Origin of the sequence: Stenotrophomonas sp. NPDC077461 (genome assembly GCF_049545475.1) — a bacterium.
Classification (GTDB): domain Bacteria; phylum Pseudomonadota; class Gammaproteobacteria; order Xanthomonadales; family Xanthomonadaceae; genus Stenotrophomonas; species Stenotrophomonas nematodicola.
The window spans coordinates 178,860-194,464 of sequence record NZ_JBMWDO010000003.1; the positions used below are offsets into that span (position 1 = coordinate 178,860).

Below are 15,605 nucleotides of genomic sequence, written 5' to 3' on the forward strand. Positions count from 1 at the left end.
ACAGAGCGGCAGCGCCGCGGGACGTCCATGCTGGGCGCCGGCCGCTCCGCGTTCCGCTCAGAATGCTGCGCGATCCGCTCGCGATCGCTCAGCTGTTGCCGATCGCGGCCGGCTCCAGGCCGTAACGCGCGGCGAAGCGCCTGCTGAAGCTGCCCAGCGAGCGGTAGCCCACGCGTGCGGCCACGGTCTTCAATGGCAGGCGCGTGGTGTAGAGCAGGTTCATCGCGTGGGCCAGGCGTGCGTCGGTGATCAGCTCGCGCACGCTGGCGCGTTCGCTGGCCAGACGCCGGCGCAGCGTGGCGCCGCTCAGTCCAAGCTGCTGCTCGAAATCGCGTGATTGCCAGTCGCGTTCGGGCTGTGCGGCAATCAGGTCGCGGATGCGCTCGCCCAGGCTCGGCTCGGGTGGCACCAGCAGGCTGCCATGTCCGCGGCGGCAGAAGGCCACCACCAGCGATGCCAGGGCCAGCCGCGCCTCGGTGTACCGCCCCTGTTCCAGCGCGTGGCGCCACTGCCGCAGGTGGTCGGCATGCGCGTCGAGCGGCAGGCGCGCCAGCGCGTCGCCGGCCTCCGGCAGCGGCTCGTTCCACAGCACCCGCGCGGCCGACAGTGCTTCACCGCACAGCGGCACGATCGCGCTGAGGTACAGGCCGGACGCCGGATCGGGGATGTTCACCACGTCGATGCGGCAGCGCCGGGTGATCAGGAACAGATCGCCCGGTGCCAGCACCAGCGACTGCTGCGCGGTGGATACCTGTTTGCGCCCCTGCAGCAGAATCGCGAACTGCGGCTGCGGAATGTCCACCGACGAGGCCCCATGTTCGCGGCGCGCGGTGATGCAGGCATAGCCGCCGGCGCGTTGGCAGTCGGCCAGGCTTGCCATCTCGGCCAGCAGGGAAGCGGGGGGCGTGCGGGTGTCCATTACAGTGCAGTATCGAACAACCGGCCGATCGCTGCGGCCGCCGCCATTGCCAGCGCGCCCCAGAACATCACGCGCAGCGCGCCGCGTAGGGGGCGTGCGCCACCAACACGTGCGGCGATGGCACCGGTCAGGCCCAGGCCGACCAAGGTGACGGCGGTGGTGATCTGGGCCACCTGCGCGTGCGGGGCGAGCAGCGCGGTCACCACCGGCAGCGCGGCGCCAACGGCGAACGCGCCGGCCGATGCCAGTGCCGCCTGTATCGGCCGGGCGCGCAGTTCCTCGGTGATGCCCAGCTCGTCGCGCGCGTGCGCACCCAGTGCGTCGTGCGCGGTGAGCTGCACCGCGACCTCGTGGGCCAGCTCGGCAGTGAGTCCACGATGCCGGTAGATCGCGGCCAGCTCCTGCAGTTCGCTGTGCGGGTCGTCACGCAGTTCGCGCTTCTCCACCAGCAGGTCGGCCTGTTCGGTATCGGCTTGGGACTGCACCGACACATACTCGCCAGCCGCCATCGACATCGCTCCGGCCACGGTGCCGGCGATGCCGGTGGCCAGTACGGTGGTGGCCGATGCGCCGCTGGCGGCGATACCGACCACCAGCCCGGCCACCGAGACGATGCCGTCGTTGGCGCCCAGCACGGCTGCGCGCAGCCAACCGGCGCGGTCGGAGCGGTGAACTTCCTGATGGCGGGCTCTGTTCATGCCCACAGTCTAGGGCGGGCAGGACGGGGATGGCGGAATGACTCGCAGCAGCGTCAAGTCCTTCCCGGTGGGATGCTGAAAACCGTCACGGTGACACGACGGTGGGGAACGCCACGATATAGTGCGCCCTTGCGATGCCGGGGCGTGGTCCCCACATCCCCGCCCTGACCAGAATACTGCGAGCCTCCCCTTGTCGAGCCCCAGCCACGTCGCCGAGACGCCGATTACCGACCGAAATGAACTGGTCGCCACGCTGGCCTCCGGCGAGAAGCCCAAGGCGCAGTGGCGCATCGGCACCGAACACGAGAAGTTCGGCTTCCGCCTGGACGACCTGCGCCCGCCGACCTTTGACGGCGACCGCGGCATCGAGGCCCTGCTCAACGGCTTGACCCGCTTCGGCTGGGCACCGGTGCAGGAAGGCGGCCGCACCATTGCACTGCTGCGCGACAACGCCTCGGTGACGCTGGAACCGGCCGGCCAGCTGGAGTTGTCCGGCGCGGCGCTGGAGACCATCCACCAGACGTGCGTGGAAACCGGCACCCATCTCAACGAAGTGGCCCAGGTGGCCGGCGAGCTGCAGCTGGGTTTCCTGGGCATGGGCTTCCAGCCGAAATGGCGGCGTGACGAGATGCCGTGGATGCCCAAGGGGCGCTACCGGATCATGCGCGACTACATGCCCAAGGTCGGCTCGCTCGGCCTGGACATGATGACCCGCACCTGCACGGTGCAGGTCAATCTGGACTACGCCACCGAAGCGGACATGGTGAAGAAGTTCCGCGTGTCGCTGGCACTGCAGCCGATCGCCACCGCCCTGTTCGCCGACTCGCCGTTTACCGAAGGCCAGCCGAACGGCTACCAGAGCTACCGCTCGCACATCTGGACCGATACCGATGCCGACCGCACCGGCATGCTCGACTTCGTATTCGAAGACGGTTTCGGCTACGAGCGGTATGTGGACTACCTGCTCGACGTGCCGATGTACTTCTCCTACCGCGATGGCACGTACCACGACGCCAGCGGCCAGAGCTTCCGCGATTTCATGGTCGGCAAGCTGCCGGTGCTGCCGGGCCAGCTGCCGACGCTGCGCGACTGGTCCGATCACATGACCACCGCTTTCCCGGAAGTGCGCCTGAAGAAGTACCTGGAAATGCGGGGTGCCGATGGCGGCCCGTGGAACCGCCTGTGCGCGCTGCCGGCGTTCTGGGTCGGGCTGCTCTACGACGATGCCGCACTGGATGCAGCCTGGGATCTGGTGCGCGATTTCAGCCTGGCCGAGCGCCACGCGCTGCGCGACGGCGTGCCGCGCCATGCGTTGAAGCTGCCGTTCCGCGGCGGTACCGTGCGCGACCTGGCGCGCGAAGCGGTGAAGATCGCCGTGGCCGGGCTGCAGCGCCGTGCCGCACGCAACGCCGATGGCCAGGACGAAAGCCACTTCCTGGACGTACTGCAGGAAATCGTCGATACCGGCCTGACGCCGGCCGACCGCAAGCTGGCGCTGTTCCACGGCGCGTGGAAGGGCAGCATCGACCCGGTCTTCAAACAGTTCGCTTACTGACCACCGTCAGGGCAGGGGTACCGACCGTGGGTCGGTACGCCTGTCTCAATGGGCGGACGCTTTCGAGAACAGATTGATCACCGCCACGCCGGCCACGATCAGACCCATGCCGATCAGCGCCGGTGCATCCAGTTTCTGCTTGAACACCGCCCAGCCGATCAGCGAGATCAGCACGATGCCCGCACCGGACCAGATCGCGTAGGCGATCCCGGTGGGAATGGATTTGAGCGTGAGTGCGAGCAGATAGAACGCGGCGGCATAGCCGACCACGGTGCCCAGCGAGGGCCACACCCGGGTGAAGCCATCGGAGGCCTTGAGCAGGCTGGTGGCGATCACTTCGAACACAATCGCCAGGCCCAGCAGAACATACACATTCATGGCGCGCGCACCGCTTGGACGATGCGCGCATTGTACGGGCGCGCCCGTGCCGCGCCGGACGCTGCAGGAGCGTCCGGCGCAGACCGTGTTCAGGCGGCCTGTGCGCCAAGCGTGGCCATGTCGATCACGAAGCGGTAGCGCACATCGTTGCGCGCCATGCGCTCCCACGCCTCGTTGACGGTCTTGATGTCGATCACTTCCACGTCGCTGACGATGCCGTGCTCGGCGCAGAAGTCCATCATTTCCTGCGTCTCGGCCATGCCGCCGATCGCCGAGCCGGTGATGTGCTTGCGACCGAACATCATGGACGCGCCCATCAGCGGCGGATCCAGTTCGGTCAGCACGCCGACCAGGCACATGGTCGCATCGCGCTTGAGCAGGGACATGTACGGGTTGGTGTCGTGGCTCACCGGAATGGTGTTGAGCAGGAAGTCGAAGCTGCCGGCATGCGCCTTCATCTGCGCCGGATCGCGCGACACCAGCACCTCATCGGCACCGAGGCGCTTGGCGTCGGCGCCCTTTTCCGGCGTGGTGGTGATCATCACCACGGTGGCGCCCATCGCCTTGGCGAACTTCACGCCCATGTGGCCCAGCCCGCCCAGGCCGATCACGCCGACCTTCTGGCCGGGGCCGACCTTCCAATGGCGCAGCGGCGAATACGTGGTGATACCGGCGCACAGCAGCGGCGCGGCGGCCTTCAGGTCCAGCCTGTCGGACACCTTCACCACGAAGCGCTGCTCGACCACGATGTGGTCGGAGTAGCCGCCGAACGTCGGCTGGCCGCTGTCGCGCTCGGTGCTGTTGTAGGTGAACGTGGCACCCTTCTGGCAGTACTGCTCCAGGTCCTGGTCGCAGGCATCGCAATGGCGGCACGAATCGACCATGCAGCCCACGCCGGCGTGGTCGCCGACCTTGAAGCGGGTGACGTTGGCACCGACCTCGGTGACCCGGCCGATGATCTCGTGGCCCGGCACCATCGGGAAAATCGAGCCACCCCAATCGTCACGCGCCTGGTGCAGGTCGGAGTGGCAGATGCCGCTGTACAGGATCTGGATGCGGACATCGTCCGGGCCGACCGCGCGGCGCTCGAACGAGAACGGGACCAGCGGGGCAGTCTGGTCGTGAACGGCATAACCGTGGGCGAGGGACATGGGGAATCCTTGGCAGGTTTGTAGAAAGGCGCTTTACAATACGCCCCGACGCAGTGCACAGGCAGTCAGGATATCGGCATGATTCATCAAGTCAGACTGGATAATCATGGTCACTGACAACCTCACCCACCTGGCCGCGTTCGCCGCCGTGGCGCGGCACCGCAGCTTCCGCCGTGCGGGGGCCGAACTGGCCCTGTCCACCTCGGCGGTCAGCTATGCGATCCGCGCGCTGGAAGAGCGCCTGGGGGTCGGTCTGTTCCATCGCACGACCCGCAGCGTGGCCCTCACCGAGGCCGGCCAACGCCTGCTCGAGCGCCTGCAGCCCGCGCTCGGTCAGGTTCATGACGCGCTGGAGGAGATGAACCACTTCCGCGCCGCACCGGCGGGCCTGCTGCGCATCAACGCCACCCGCGCTGCCGTGCATACCCAGCTGGGCCCGCGTCTGGCCCGCTTCCTGCGTGGCCATCCGGACGTGCGCATCGAGCTGGCGCAGGACGACGGGCTGGTCGATATCGTCGCCAGCGGCTTCGACGCCGGCGTGCGGCTGCACGAGTTCGTTCCCGAAGACATGGTGGCGGTGCCGCTCGGGCCGCCGCTGCGTGGCCTGATCGTCGGCGCACCCGCGTATCTGCAGGACCGCCCGACGCCGCAGCATCCGCGTGATCTGGCCAACCACGAATGCGTGCGCTTCCGCTTCGCCAGTGGCCATCTGTACAAGTGGCAGTTCGATCGCGATGGCCAGGCGCTGGAGATCGACGTGCCGGGCCGGCTCACGCTCGGTGACCAGCACACGGTGCTGCAGGCGGTGCTGGACGGACTGGGCTTGGCCTACGTGCTAGAAGACGCCGCGCGGCCGTATCTGGACGACGGCCGGCTGGTGGCCGTACTGGAAGACTGGAGCGAGCCGTTTCCCGGCTTCGTGCTGTATTACCCGCGCCAGCGGCAGATGTCCTCGGCGTTGCGCGCGTTCGTGGACATGCTGCGCGAGCCGGTGTGAGGCGCGCGCCGCGCGGCGGCGTGACCTTCTTCATGGCGACTTACGTCACTGGGCCGTGCCCGGCGCGCGGTACTACGCTGCGATCGAACCCCGTGCAGCGTCGCCGTGACGCAGTGCGCCGCATGGATCGGCAACACGCCATGACAAGGAGGATACGATGCAGAACCAGAACCCCGACCAGGACCTTCGCCAGCGTGTGGCGACGTTGGAACGCAACGCCCGCCGCGGACGCATGATGGCCGCGACCATGTTCGCGCTGGGCGCATCACTGGCGCTGATCGGTACCACGGTGGCGCAGCCGGAGGCGCCGATCGTGCCGGAAATCCGCACGCACAAGCTCACCGTGGTGGACAGCGAGGGACGCACCCGCGTGCAGATCGCCGAAGACCCCGCCGACCACAAGCGCAATGCGCGCGCGGCGGGCCTGACCATCTACGACATCACCGGTCACGAGCGCGGCGGTATCGGTACGATGGCCGATGGCAGTGCCGCCGTTGCCCTGGATGCGCCGCATGGCGTAGGCCACAGGATGCGCGATCGTGCGGGCATCAAAGTGGGGCCGGACGGGTCGGCGATGATCGTCACCATCTCCAACGCCGGGCAGTTCTCTGCCGGCCTGTTCTCCAAGGGCGAGGAAGGCCGCCTGGAGCTGTCGCGCAGCGATGCGGCGGCCGACCAGATCACGACGCGGGTGATCACGCAAGGCGGCGATACCTCCAGGGATGGCAAGCTGCAGTAGCGCACCGACGCTCACAAGCTCCACACAGGCGGGTGGCAGCATGGCGACATTCCTGCCCCCGTCGTTGAGGAGAGTGTCATGGCATCGTCTGCCATCCGGCCCCCTGTCTGGTCCATCCATCCGCTCCACGCCGCCGTGCTCGGCGGCGTGCTGCCGCTGTTTCTCGGTGCGCTGCTGGCCGACTACGCCTACTGGAGCACCTACGAGATCCAGTGGAGCAACTTCGCGTCCTGGCTGCTGATCGGCGCGATGGTGATGGCCACCCTCGCCCTGTTGTGTGCGGTTGTCGGCGTGGCCCGTGGCCGCCGCCGGCTGGGTTACCTGCTGGTACTGGTCGCCACGTGGATCGTGGGGTTCATCAACGCCCTGCATCACGCACGCGACGCGTGGGCCATCATGCCGACCGCACTGCTGCTGTCGGCCGTGGCGACCGTGCTGGCACTGGTGGCAGCCTGGATCGGGTTTGCCAGCCTGCGCGTGGGAGGTGTGCGATGAACCGTCCTGTCGCCCGCGTCATCGCGGTATCGGTCCTGGCCGCCACGCTGGCCGCCTGCGGCCAGGCACCGCAGATGCACCAGTACGGCAACGCGCCCGAGCTGCCGGCACCGCACCGGGGGCTGATGCCGGACATGACCATCGCCAAGCCGGCGACCTGGGGCGACCGGGTGCCAACCGTGCCGGACGGGTATCGCATCACCGCGATCGCCACCGACCTGGCGATCCCGCGGCAGACCCTGGTCCTGCCCAACGGCGACATTCTGGTGGCCGAGGGACGCGGTGGCAGCGCACCCAATCTCAAGCCCAAGGACGTGATCGCCGGCCGCATCAAGGCCAAGGGCAACACGGCGGTCAAGGGCGGCAACCGCCTGACCCTGCTGCGCGATGCCGATGGCGACGGCATCTATGAACTGAAGACCGTGTTTGCCGACGCGCTCAATGCGCCCTACGGGTTGGCGCTGATCGGCAATGCGCTGTACGTGGCCAACCAGGATGCGCTGGTGCGCTTCGACTACCAGCCGGGCCAGACCCGCGCGAGCGGCGCGCCGGTCACGCTGACCACACTGCCGTCCGCGATCAACCATCACTGGACCAAGTCGCTGGCCGCCAGTGCCGACGGCCGTTACCTGTACGTGGGCATCGGCTCCAACAGCAACATCACCGAGCGCGGCATGGCAGTGGAGGTGGACCGTGCCCGCGTCTGGCAGGTGGACGTCGCCACCGGCGCGCACCGCGACTACGCTACCGGCCTGCGCAATCCAACCGCGTTGGCCATCCAGCCCGGCACCGGTGCGCTGTGGGCGGTGGTCAACGAGCGCGACGAGATCGGCCCGAACCTGGTGCCGGACTACCTTACCTCGGTGCGCGATGGCGGCTTCTACGGGTGGCCCTACAGTTACTGGGGCAAACACCCGGATCGGCGGGTGATGCCGCAGGACCCGGCCAAGGTTGCCTCGGCGCTGGTGCCCGATTACGCGCTGGGCTCGCATGTGGCCGCGCTCGGCGTGGCGTTCTCGTCGCCGGCAATGGGCGCGCGCTTCGCCGACGGCGTGTTCGTGGGCGAGCACGGCAGCTGGAACCGCAACCCACCGGTCGGCTACAAGGTGGTGTTCGTGCCGTTCCGCGAGGGTCGTCCGGCAGGCGATCCGATCGACGTTGCGACCGGCTTCCACGGCGACGATGGGCTGACTCGCGGGCGTCCCGTCGGCGTCACACTGGACCCGCGCGGCGCGCTGATCGTGGCCGATGACCTGGCCAACACGATCTGGCGGATCACCCCGGACGCGACCGCTGCAGCACCAGCTGCACCGCCCGTGCCCGCTGCTCCCGCCGCGACCCCATAAGCGGTGCGGTCCGGGCCTGCCGCGCGCCGATGCGCGTGCGGCAGGCCGTGTTGACGTCTCCCGCGGGCACTCGACATGATCCGCCAGGGCGCCCGGGGCCGGGCCAACAGCAGGGCAGGGACGTGATGCGACAGACGCGTGCAGCGCCACGGATGGGCCGCCTCCGGCAACGGCCTGGCAGCGTGCTGGCCGGCGTGCTGATCACCATCGGTCTGCTGGCGGCTGCGGGCTGCTCCGATGGCCCGGGCATCAGCGTGGACGTCAAGGCGCTGGGCGACTCGCCTCTGGCGCGGCACCTGTCGCGGCAGTGGATGAATCCCGAAGCCGCGCTGGCCGGGGATCTTCGGGAATGGCTTCACACCCGGCCGGACAGCACCGCCTGTCTGGCGTCCGACGCCTGCCTGCGTGGGTTGGGCTTCCACCAGTGCAACGGCGGCGAGCATCAACTGGACTGCCGTTACCAGGCCACGCTGCACGGCCTGCTGGTCAAGCGCGGTGGCGAGCGCACGCCGCTGCAGGTGCAGCTGCGGATCAGCCTGCAGAGCCGCAACGGCGCGATCACCGCGCTCCACGTTCACCGCATCGGGCTGTAATCACCGCGGCGCGGCGTCAGCCGGTGCTGATCGCGTCGTAACCGTCGCCCAGGAACTGCAGCAGGCAGAAGCCGTGCCCGAAGGGATCGGCCAGCAGCGCGATCCGCCCCCACGCGTGCGTGGCCGGTGCCTGCTCGACGCGCGCGCCCGCCTGTACGGCGCGTGTGAGCGCGGCGTCCACGTCATCCACGACCCAGTCCAGGTGCAGCGGCGTCCAGTGCCGGCGATAGTCCCGGCGGTCGCGCACCTGCGGCGTGGACGCGCTGCCGGCGGGCTTGGCCAGCAGGTAGACCGGCGCGGGGCCGCCCAGCAGCTCCACGCCATCGGCGCCGAAGCGGCGGCCCGGGTGCAGGCCGAATGCGCGGGTGTAGAAGGCGATGCCGTGGTCGAGGTTGTCCACGTCGATGTTGACCAGGAAGCGCATGCGGTGTCCTTGGCGGCGAGTGCGGGCGATGCGCCCGGCCTGGACGGAGGTGGTCCGGATCGATTGTGTCACGCGCCAAAGCGCAGCGTGAAACAGGTCGCCGCCGGCCCGGAGGCCACGCACAGGGTGCCGCCGTGGGCCAGCATGATCGCGCGTGTGATCGCCAGCCCAAGCCCGGCGCCATCGGCGTCGCCGCGGGTGCGCGAACGCTCGGCACGGAAGAAGCGTTCGAACAGATGGGGCAGGGCATCGGCCGGAATGGGCGGGCCGGGATTGCGCACGGTCACCTCGGTGGCCCCCGCCGTGTCTGCCACCGTCACCGCGATGGTGGCGCCGCGCGGGGTATGGCGCAGTGCATTGGACAGCAGGTTGCCGAGCGCGCGGCGCAGCATCAGCCGGTCGCCGCGCACCTGGCCCTTGCCGTGCAGCGCCAGCGTGATGCCGCGTTCCTCGGCGAGCGCGTCGTAGAAATCGAACAGTTCGGTCACCTCCCGCTCCAGCACCACCGTGCCGGCCTCGGGCAGCCCGCCGCCGTGCTCGGTGCGCGCCAGGAACAGCATGTCGCCGATCATCCGGCTCAGGCGCTGCAGTTCTTCCGCGTTGGACAGCAGCACATCCTGGTACTCGGCCGCGCTGCGTGGCCGCGCCAGCGCCACTTCGGTCTGGGTGAGCAGGTTGGTGATCGGCGTGCGCAGTTCGTGCGCGATGTCCGAGGACAGCTCGCTCAGGCGCTGGAAGTCGGCCTGCAGACGCGCCAGCATCGCATCGAGATGGGCAGCCAGTTCGGCGATCTCCGGCGGCGCCGGCTGCAGCGGCATGCGCTGGTCCAGGCGCTCGGCGGTGACCTCGCGGGCACGCGCGGCCATCGCGCGCAGGGGCGCCAGGCCACGCCGTGCCGCAAGCCAGCCGAGCAGGCCGATCAGCAGCGCCGAGGCCGCCACGTACAGCGCCAGGCGGCCGGTGAAGTCCTGCAGGAAGCGGGTATGCGGTGCGGTGTCCAGCAGCACGGTGATCTGCAGCGGGCCGTGTGCGGGATCGGCGGTGGTGCGCACATGGCGCAGCCGGTGGTCGCGTCCCTGCGCGTCGCGGTGCCAGGCCCGCGCGACGCTGGTGGGAGCCGGCAGTGCGGCGCCGGCCGAGCGGTACAGCAGGCTGCCATCGCCGCGCAGCACCTCGGCGCTGAAGCCGGCCTGGTGGTCCAGCGCCTCGGCCAGGCGCACCCCGGCCTGGTCGGGCGGGGCATCGGCGACGATGGACGCGATCAGCCGCACCTTGTTGTCCAGGTAACGGTCGTCCTGCTGCACGAAATGCTGCTGCACGGTGGAGAGGATCAGCGCGCCCAGGCCGGCCAGCACCACGGTGGAGACCGCGGCGAACAGCACGGTCAGGCGCGCGGTAAGCGATAGCGGCCTCATGCCGGTGGGTCGGCGTCGCCGGCATCGAGCACATACCCCATGCCGCGCACGGTGACGATCAGCTTGCGTTCGAAACCGTCATCCATCTTGGCGCGCAACCGGCGGATGGCCACGTCGATGACGTTGGTGTCGCTGTCGAAATTCATGTCCCATACCTGCGAGGCGATCAGCGAGCGGGGCAGTACCTCGTTGCGCCGGCGCACCAGCAGTTCCAGCAGGGTGAATTCCTTGTGGGTGAGCACCAGCCGCTGGCCGGCGCGGGTGGCGCGACGGCGCGGCAGGTCGAGCACCAGATCGGCAACCTGCAGGCGGTCCTGCTGCGGGTGCAGGTGGCCACGGCGCAGCAGCGTGCGCAGCCGCGCCAGCAGTTCAACGAAGGCGAACGGTTTGACCAGGTAGTCGTCCGCGCCCAGCTCCAGGCCCTTGACCCGGTCGCCGACGCTGTCGCGCGCGGTCAGGAACAGCACCGGCGTGGTGCGCCCGGCAGCACGCAGCGCCTGCACGATGTGCCAGCCGCTCACGTCCGGCAGCATCACATCGAGCACGATCAGATCGTACGCTCCGGTCATCGCCAGATGATGTCCATCCAGCCCGTTGCGCGCGTGGTCCACCACGAAGCCCGCTTCGCTCAGCCCCTGGCGCAGGTACTCGCCGGTCTTGGGTTCGTCCTCGACCACCAGCAGTTTCATTCGTTGGCCCGCCTGCATCCTTCCTGGGCACGACCGCGTCGTGTACACCTGCGCCGGCTACTGTATGACAGCGACCGCACGGCAGGATGACCCGCGCATTACGAGGATGTAATGCGCGCGTCATCGCCGCGACGGGCGCCGCTTCCTAGATTGCGGAACCGCCGTGGCCCACGGATACCGCAAGGACTCTTCGCATGCAGCACCTCCGCCTTCTTCGTCTTGTTGCCTTCGCTGGCGCCAGCCTGGCCCTGGCCGCATGCGCGCAGCCGCCCGCGCCGACCACCGCAGCACCCGCCGCTGCCGATGCGCAGTCCGCTGCGGCGCCGGTATCCCCGGCGGGGCACATGGTGGTGCACAAGAGTGCCAGTTGCGGGTGCTGCGGCATCTGGGTCGACCATGTGCGGCGCGCCGGCTTCAGCGTGGAGGTGCGCGATACCGACGACCTGATGACGGTCAAGCAGCGCCTGGGCGTGCCGCTGGACAAGGCCGCCTGCCACACCGCGGAAGTGGGGCCCTATATCGTCGAGGGGCATATCCCCGCCACCGATATCCAGCGCCTGCTGCGCGAACGCCCGCTCGCGCGTGGCCTGCTGCTGCCGGGCATGCCGGCCGGATCGCCCGGGATGGAGGTGCCCGGCATGCCGGTGCCCGGCTATACGGTGGAACTGCTGGGCAGGGATGGCCGGACAGCCCCGTTCAGTCGGCACGGAAGGGCCCCGGACGAAACCTGAGGAGATCGCTCGTGTATACTCACCCCCACTATAGTTCCGAGGTCGCGTCCATGCCGCATTCGCCACAGGAGAAGAAGCGCGTCCTGGCCCGCGTGCGCCGCATCCGCGGCCAGTGCGATGCGCTGGAGCGCGCGCTGGAGGGCGGCGCGGACTGCAGCCCGGTGCTGCAGCAGATCGCGTCCATCCGCGGCGCCGTCAACGGGCTGATGTCCGAAGTGATGGAGGCGCACCTGCGTGAAGAGTTTGGTCAGCCGGCGCAGTCCGACGCGCAGCGCGAGGCACGCGTGCGCGAAATGAGCGTGCTGATCCGGTCCTACCTGAAGTAAGCGCGGGCGACCGCGCGCTGTCCCGATCCGTTTCCCGTCCTGGAGAGTTCCCGATGAAATCCCGTGCTGCCGTTGCCTTCGCCGCTGGCGAACCGCTCAAGATCGTCGAGATCGATGTCGCTCCGCCGCAGAAGGGCGAAGTGCTGGTGCGGATCACCCACACCGGCGTCTGCCACACTGACGCCTTCACGCTCTCCGGTGATGATCCTGAAGGCCTGTTCCCGGCCGTGCTCGGCCACGAAGGCGCCGGCATCGTGGTGGAAGTGGGCGAGGGCGTCACCAGCGTCAAGCCGGGCGACCACGTGATTCCGCTGTACACCGCCGAGTGCGGCCAGTGCCTGTTCTGCACGTCGGGCAAGACCAATCTGTGCGTCGCCGTGCGCGCCACCCAGGGCAAGGGCGTGATGCCCGACGGCACCACCCGCTTCTCGTACAACGGCGAGCCGATCTATCACTACATGGGCTGCTCGACCTTCAGCGAGTACACCGTGGTGGCCGAAGTCTCGCTGGCCAGGATCAACCCGGACGCCAACCCGGAACATGTGTGCCTGCTCGGGTGCGGCGTCACCACCGGCATCGGCGCGGTGCACAACACCGCCAAGGTCCAGGAAGGCGACAGCGTGGCCGTGTTCGGCCTCGGCGGCATCGGCCTGGCGGTGATCCAGGGGGCGCGCCAGGCCAAGGCCGGTCGCATCTTCGCGATCGACACCAACCCGTCCAAGTTCGCATTGGCGCGGCAGTTTGGTGCCACCGACTGCGTCAACCCGAAGGATCACGACAAGCCGATCCAGCAGGTCATCGTCGAGATGACCACGTGGGGCGTGGACCACACCTTCGAGTGCATCGGCAACGTCAACGTGATGCGCGCCGCGCTGGAATGCGCGCACCGCGGCTGGGGCCAGTCGGTGATCATCGGCGTGGCCGGGTCGGGCCAGGAGATCTCCACCCGTCCGTTCCAGCTGGTCACCGGCCGTTCCTGGAAGGGCACCGCCTTCGGCGGCGTCAAGGGCCGCAGCCAGCTGCCGGGCATGGTCGAAGATGCCATGAAGGGCGACATCGAACTGGCGCCGTTCGTTACCCACACGATGGGCCTGGAGCAGATCAACGAGGCATTCGACCTGATGCACGAAGGCAAGTCGATCCGCTCGGTGGTCCACTACTGATCATGCCGGGCGGCGTGGCAACCGCGCGCCGCCCGCGGGGGAAACATCATGGAACGCATTGAACACCGCGCCGCTTCCGGCGGTTGGCAGGACGTGTACCGGCACCGCTCGCAGGTGCTGGGCTGCGAGATGACATTCGCGGTCTATCTGCCGCCGCAGGCCGCCTCGCGTCGGCTGCCGGTGCTGTACTGGCTGAGCGGATTGACCTGCACCGAGCAGAACTTCATCACCAAGGCCGGTGCGCAGCGCTATGCCGCCGAGCACGGGGTGATCCTGGTGGCGCCGGACACGAGCCCGCGCGGCGATGACGTCCCCGATGCGGACGGCTACGACCTGGGCAAGGGCGCCGGTTTCTACCTCAATGCCACCGAGCAGCCGTGGGCCACGCACTACCGGATGTACGACTACATCGTGGACGAGCTGCCGGCGCTGGTCGAGGCGCACCTGCCAGCGACGGCGGCGCGCGGGATCAGCGGGCATTCGATGGGTGGCCACGGCGCGCTGGTGATCGCGCTGCGCAATCCGGGCCGCTACCGCAGCGTGTCGGCCTTCTCGCCGATCGTCGCGCCCACACGGGTGCCGTGGGGGCAGAAGGCCTTCGCCGCGTACCTGGGCGAAGACCGTGCGGGCTGGGCGGCCTGGGATGCCAGCGAACTGGTGGCCACGGCCAGCGAACGCCTGCCGCTGCTGGTCGACCAGGGCGGCGGCGACGAGTTCCTCGACACCCAGTTGCAGCCGCAGTGGCTGCAGGCGGCCTGCACGGCGGCAGGCCATCCGCTGCAGTTGCGCCTGCAGCCCGGCTACGACCACAGCTACTACTTCATCGCCAGTTTCATCGGCGAGCACATCGCGCATCACGCCCAGGCACTGCACGCCTGAGGATCGGCGGCAGGATCACAGGTCGTCTTCTTCCGCCGCCTCGCGGCCCTGCTGGCGGATCAGGGCTTCCTCGCGCGCATCGTTGATCGCGTGGCGGACGCTGTCCAGGTCGATGGTGGATTCGTCGTGGACGAAGGTGCCGGTCAGTTCGCTGTCCGGCAGCAGGTCACCGGCCTCGAACAGCGCCCACATCTCCTCGCCGTACCAGGTATCGAGCAGTTCCGGAGCGAAGCGGCCGAGGTACGCGGTAAGGTTGTTGACGTCACGCAGCAGCATGCTGCGCGCGGCATTGTTGCCACCGGCGTTGACCACCTGCGGGAAGTCGATCACCACCGGGCCATCCGGCCCGACCAGCACGTTGTACGGCGACAGATCGCCGTGGATGAGGCCGCAGCACAGCATCCGCACCACCTGGCGTACCAGCACGCGATGGAACTCGCGGGCCTGGTCGGCTTCCAGTTCCACCTCGCCCAGGCGGGCCGCGGAGAAGCCGTCGGCATCGGTGACCAGTTCCATTACCAGCACGCCGTGGAAATAGCCATGCGGCTCGGGCACGCGCACGCCGGCATCGCGCAGTTGGTAAAGCGCGTCCACTTCGGTGTTCTTCCAGGCGGTTTCCTGCTGCTTGCGGCCGTACCTGCTGGCCTTGCCGACCGCACGGGCCTCGCGGCTGCCGCGCACCTTGCGGCCTTCCTGGTACTGCACGCGCTGCTGGAAACTGCGTTGCGCCATGTCCTTATAGACCTTCGCGCAGCGCACATCGTCGCCACTGCGGACCACGTACACGGCTGCTTCCTTGCCGCTCTTGAGCGGACGCAGCACTTCATCGATCACGCCGTCGTCGATCAGCGCCTGCAAGCCTTGGGGGGTCTTCACGGAATCTCGCGGATGGGGCCGGCGCCAGTGCGCCCGCCGGGGAGGGCCCGGGATTTTCGCATCTTCGGGCCGGGCCGGCCATCGTGGCGTTCAGCCACGCGCCGAGGGTGTGAGGACGGGGCGGTCGTCGTGCCACTGCGCAGCAGGGTGGTTGAATATGACGTTCAGTGACGTTTTTGGCTGTTTATATTAAGTGGGCTATCGAAAATATAAACTCAATTGATTATTTGA

The 15,605-nt window shown here is 68.6% G+C and carries 18 protein-coding genes; 10 read left to right on the forward strand and 8 right to left on the reverse strand.

Translation table 11 applies throughout. The annotated features are described in order from the left end of the window. Window positions 1-88 precede the first annotated feature (88 nt). Both ACPEH8_RS07425 and ACPEH8_RS07430 read right to left on the reverse strand, forming a co-directional pair. A complete protein-coding gene (locus ACPEH8_RS07425) occupies window positions 89-919 on the reverse strand; it encodes a helix-turn-helix transcriptional regulator (RefSeq protein WP_153164767.1) in 831 nt (276 codons plus the stop codon). After that, complete coding sequence (locus ACPEH8_RS07430) at window positions 919-1,617, reverse strand: VIT1/CCC1 transporter family protein (RefSeq protein ID WP_136005058.1); 699 nt, start codon at window positions 1,615-1,617, stop codon at window positions 919-921. Before ACPEH8_RS07430 ends, ACPEH8_RS07425 begins: the two co-directional genes overlap by 1 nt. A 190-nt stretch (window positions 1,618-1,807) precedes the next feature. Between ACPEH8_RS07430 and ACPEH8_RS07435 the strand changes: the two genes are divergently transcribed. Next, on the forward strand, window positions 1,808-3,172 hold the full coding sequence (locus tag ACPEH8_RS07435; protein WP_136005054.1) for a glutamate--cysteine ligase: 1,365 nt from the start codon (window positions 1,808-1,810) through the stop codon (window positions 3,170-3,172). Between the two features lie 45 nt (window positions 3,173-3,217). Here ACPEH8_RS07435 and ACPEH8_RS07440 read toward each other — a convergent pair whose 3' ends face one another. Together ACPEH8_RS07440 and ACPEH8_RS07445 are read right to left on the reverse strand one after the other, a co-directional pair. Beyond that, window positions 3,218-3,550 (reverse strand): EmrE family multidrug efflux SMR transporter, encoded by a 333-nt coding sequence (locus ACPEH8_RS07440; protein ID WP_017356679.1) that lies wholly within the window; start codon window positions 3,548-3,550, stop codon window positions 3,218-3,220. An 89-nt stretch (window positions 3,551-3,639) separates the two neighbouring features. Beyond that, on the reverse strand, window positions 3,640-4,701 hold the full coding sequence (locus tag ACPEH8_RS07445; protein ID WP_017356680.1) for an NAD(P)-dependent alcohol dehydrogenase: 1,062 nt from the start codon (window positions 4,699-4,701) through the stop codon (window positions 3,640-3,642). Window positions 4,702-4,807: 106 nt separating this feature from the next. Here ACPEH8_RS07445 and ACPEH8_RS07450 point away from each other — a divergent pair, with 106 nt between their 5' ends. The 5 genes from ACPEH8_RS07450 to ACPEH8_RS07470 all read left to right on the forward strand — a co-directional run bounded on the left by ACPEH8_RS07450 (window position 4,808) and on the right by ACPEH8_RS07470 (window position 8,871). Further along, window positions 4,808-5,698, forward strand: coding sequence for a LysR family transcriptional regulator (locus tag ACPEH8_RS07450; protein WP_017356681.1), 891 nt, complete (start codon window positions 4,808-4,810; stop codon window positions 5,696-5,698). A gap of 157 nt (window positions 5,699-5,855) precedes the next feature. Next, window positions 5,856-6,437, forward strand: coding sequence for a hypothetical protein (locus tag ACPEH8_RS07455; RefSeq protein WP_313160468.1), 582 nt, complete (start codon window positions 5,856-5,858; stop codon window positions 6,435-6,437). 78 nt (window positions 6,438-6,515) lie between these two features. Further along, window positions 6,516-6,932 carry a DUF2231 domain-containing protein gene (locus tag ACPEH8_RS07460; RefSeq protein WP_166473441.1) on the forward strand — a complete coding sequence of 139 codons (417 nt, stop codon included), beginning with the start codon at window positions 6,516-6,518 and terminating at the stop codon, window positions 6,930-6,932. Next, on the forward strand, window positions 6,929-8,278 hold the full coding sequence (locus ACPEH8_RS07465; protein ID WP_423666424.1) for a PQQ-dependent sugar dehydrogenase: 1,350 nt from the start codon (window positions 6,929-6,931) through the stop codon (window positions 8,276-8,278). The genes ACPEH8_RS07460 and ACPEH8_RS07465 overlap by 4 nt, the downstream gene beginning before the upstream one ends. A gap of 152 nt (window positions 8,279-8,430) precedes the next feature. After that, window positions 8,431-8,871, forward strand: a complete 441-nt coding sequence (locus tag ACPEH8_RS07470; RefSeq protein ID WP_153164762.1) for a hypothetical protein — start codon at window positions 8,431-8,433, stop codon at window positions 8,869-8,871. Window positions 8,872-8,887: 16 nt separating this feature from the next. Here ACPEH8_RS07470 and ACPEH8_RS07475 read toward each other — a convergent pair whose 3' ends face one another. The 3 genes from ACPEH8_RS07475 to ACPEH8_RS07485 form a co-directional block, all read right to left on the reverse strand. Then, a complete protein-coding gene (locus ACPEH8_RS07475) occupies window positions 8,888-9,295 on the reverse strand; it encodes a VOC family protein (RefSeq protein ID WP_136005039.1) in 408 nt (135 codons plus the stop codon). A 68-nt stretch (window positions 9,296-9,363) separates the two neighbouring features. Continuing rightward, window positions 9,364-10,710, reverse strand: a complete 1,347-nt coding sequence (locus ACPEH8_RS07480) for a heavy metal sensor histidine kinase (RefSeq protein ID WP_423666426.1) — start codon at window positions 10,708-10,710, stop codon at window positions 9,364-9,366. After that, complete coding sequence (locus ACPEH8_RS07485; RefSeq protein WP_153164759.1) at window positions 10,707-11,399, reverse strand: heavy metal response regulator transcription factor; 693 nt, start codon at window positions 11,397-11,399, stop codon at window positions 10,707-10,709. The genes ACPEH8_RS07480 and ACPEH8_RS07485 overlap by 4 nt, the downstream gene beginning before the upstream one ends. A gap of 194 nt (window positions 11,400-11,593) precedes the next feature. Here ACPEH8_RS07485 and ACPEH8_RS07490 point away from each other — a divergent pair, with 194 nt between their 5' ends. The 4 genes from ACPEH8_RS07490 to fghA are packed head-to-tail and all read left to right on the forward strand — an operon-like array spanning window position 11,594 to window position 14,498. Continuing rightward, window positions 11,594-12,130 (forward strand): DUF411 domain-containing protein, encoded by a 537-nt coding sequence (locus ACPEH8_RS07490; RefSeq protein ID WP_208020007.1) that lies wholly within the window; start codon window positions 11,594-11,596, stop codon window positions 12,128-12,130. Window positions 12,131-12,180: 50 nt separating this feature from the next. Then, window positions 12,181-12,456, forward strand: a complete 276-nt coding sequence (locus ACPEH8_RS07495; protein ID WP_017356129.1) for a metal/formaldehyde-sensitive transcriptional repressor — start codon at window positions 12,181-12,183, stop codon at window positions 12,454-12,456. A gap of 53 nt (window positions 12,457-12,509) precedes the next feature. Continuing rightward, window positions 12,510-13,619, forward strand: a complete 1,110-nt coding sequence (locus ACPEH8_RS07500) for an S-(hydroxymethyl)glutathione dehydrogenase/class III alcohol dehydrogenase (protein WP_017356130.1) — start codon at window positions 12,510-12,512, stop codon at window positions 13,617-13,619. Between the two features lie 48 nt (window positions 13,620-13,667). Then, window positions 13,668-14,498, forward strand: coding sequence for an S-formylglutathione hydrolase (fghA, locus tag ACPEH8_RS07505; protein WP_017356131.1), 831 nt, complete (start codon window positions 13,668-13,670; stop codon window positions 14,496-14,498). 15 nt (window positions 14,499-14,513) lie between these two features. Here the strand turns inward: fghA and ACPEH8_RS07510 are convergent, their stop codons facing one another. Next, window positions 14,514-15,374, reverse strand: a complete 861-nt coding sequence (locus ACPEH8_RS07510) for a PA4780 family RIO1-like protein kinase (protein WP_026070784.1) — start codon at window positions 15,372-15,374, stop codon at window positions 14,514-14,516. Window positions 15,375-15,605: the final 231 nt, after the last annotated feature.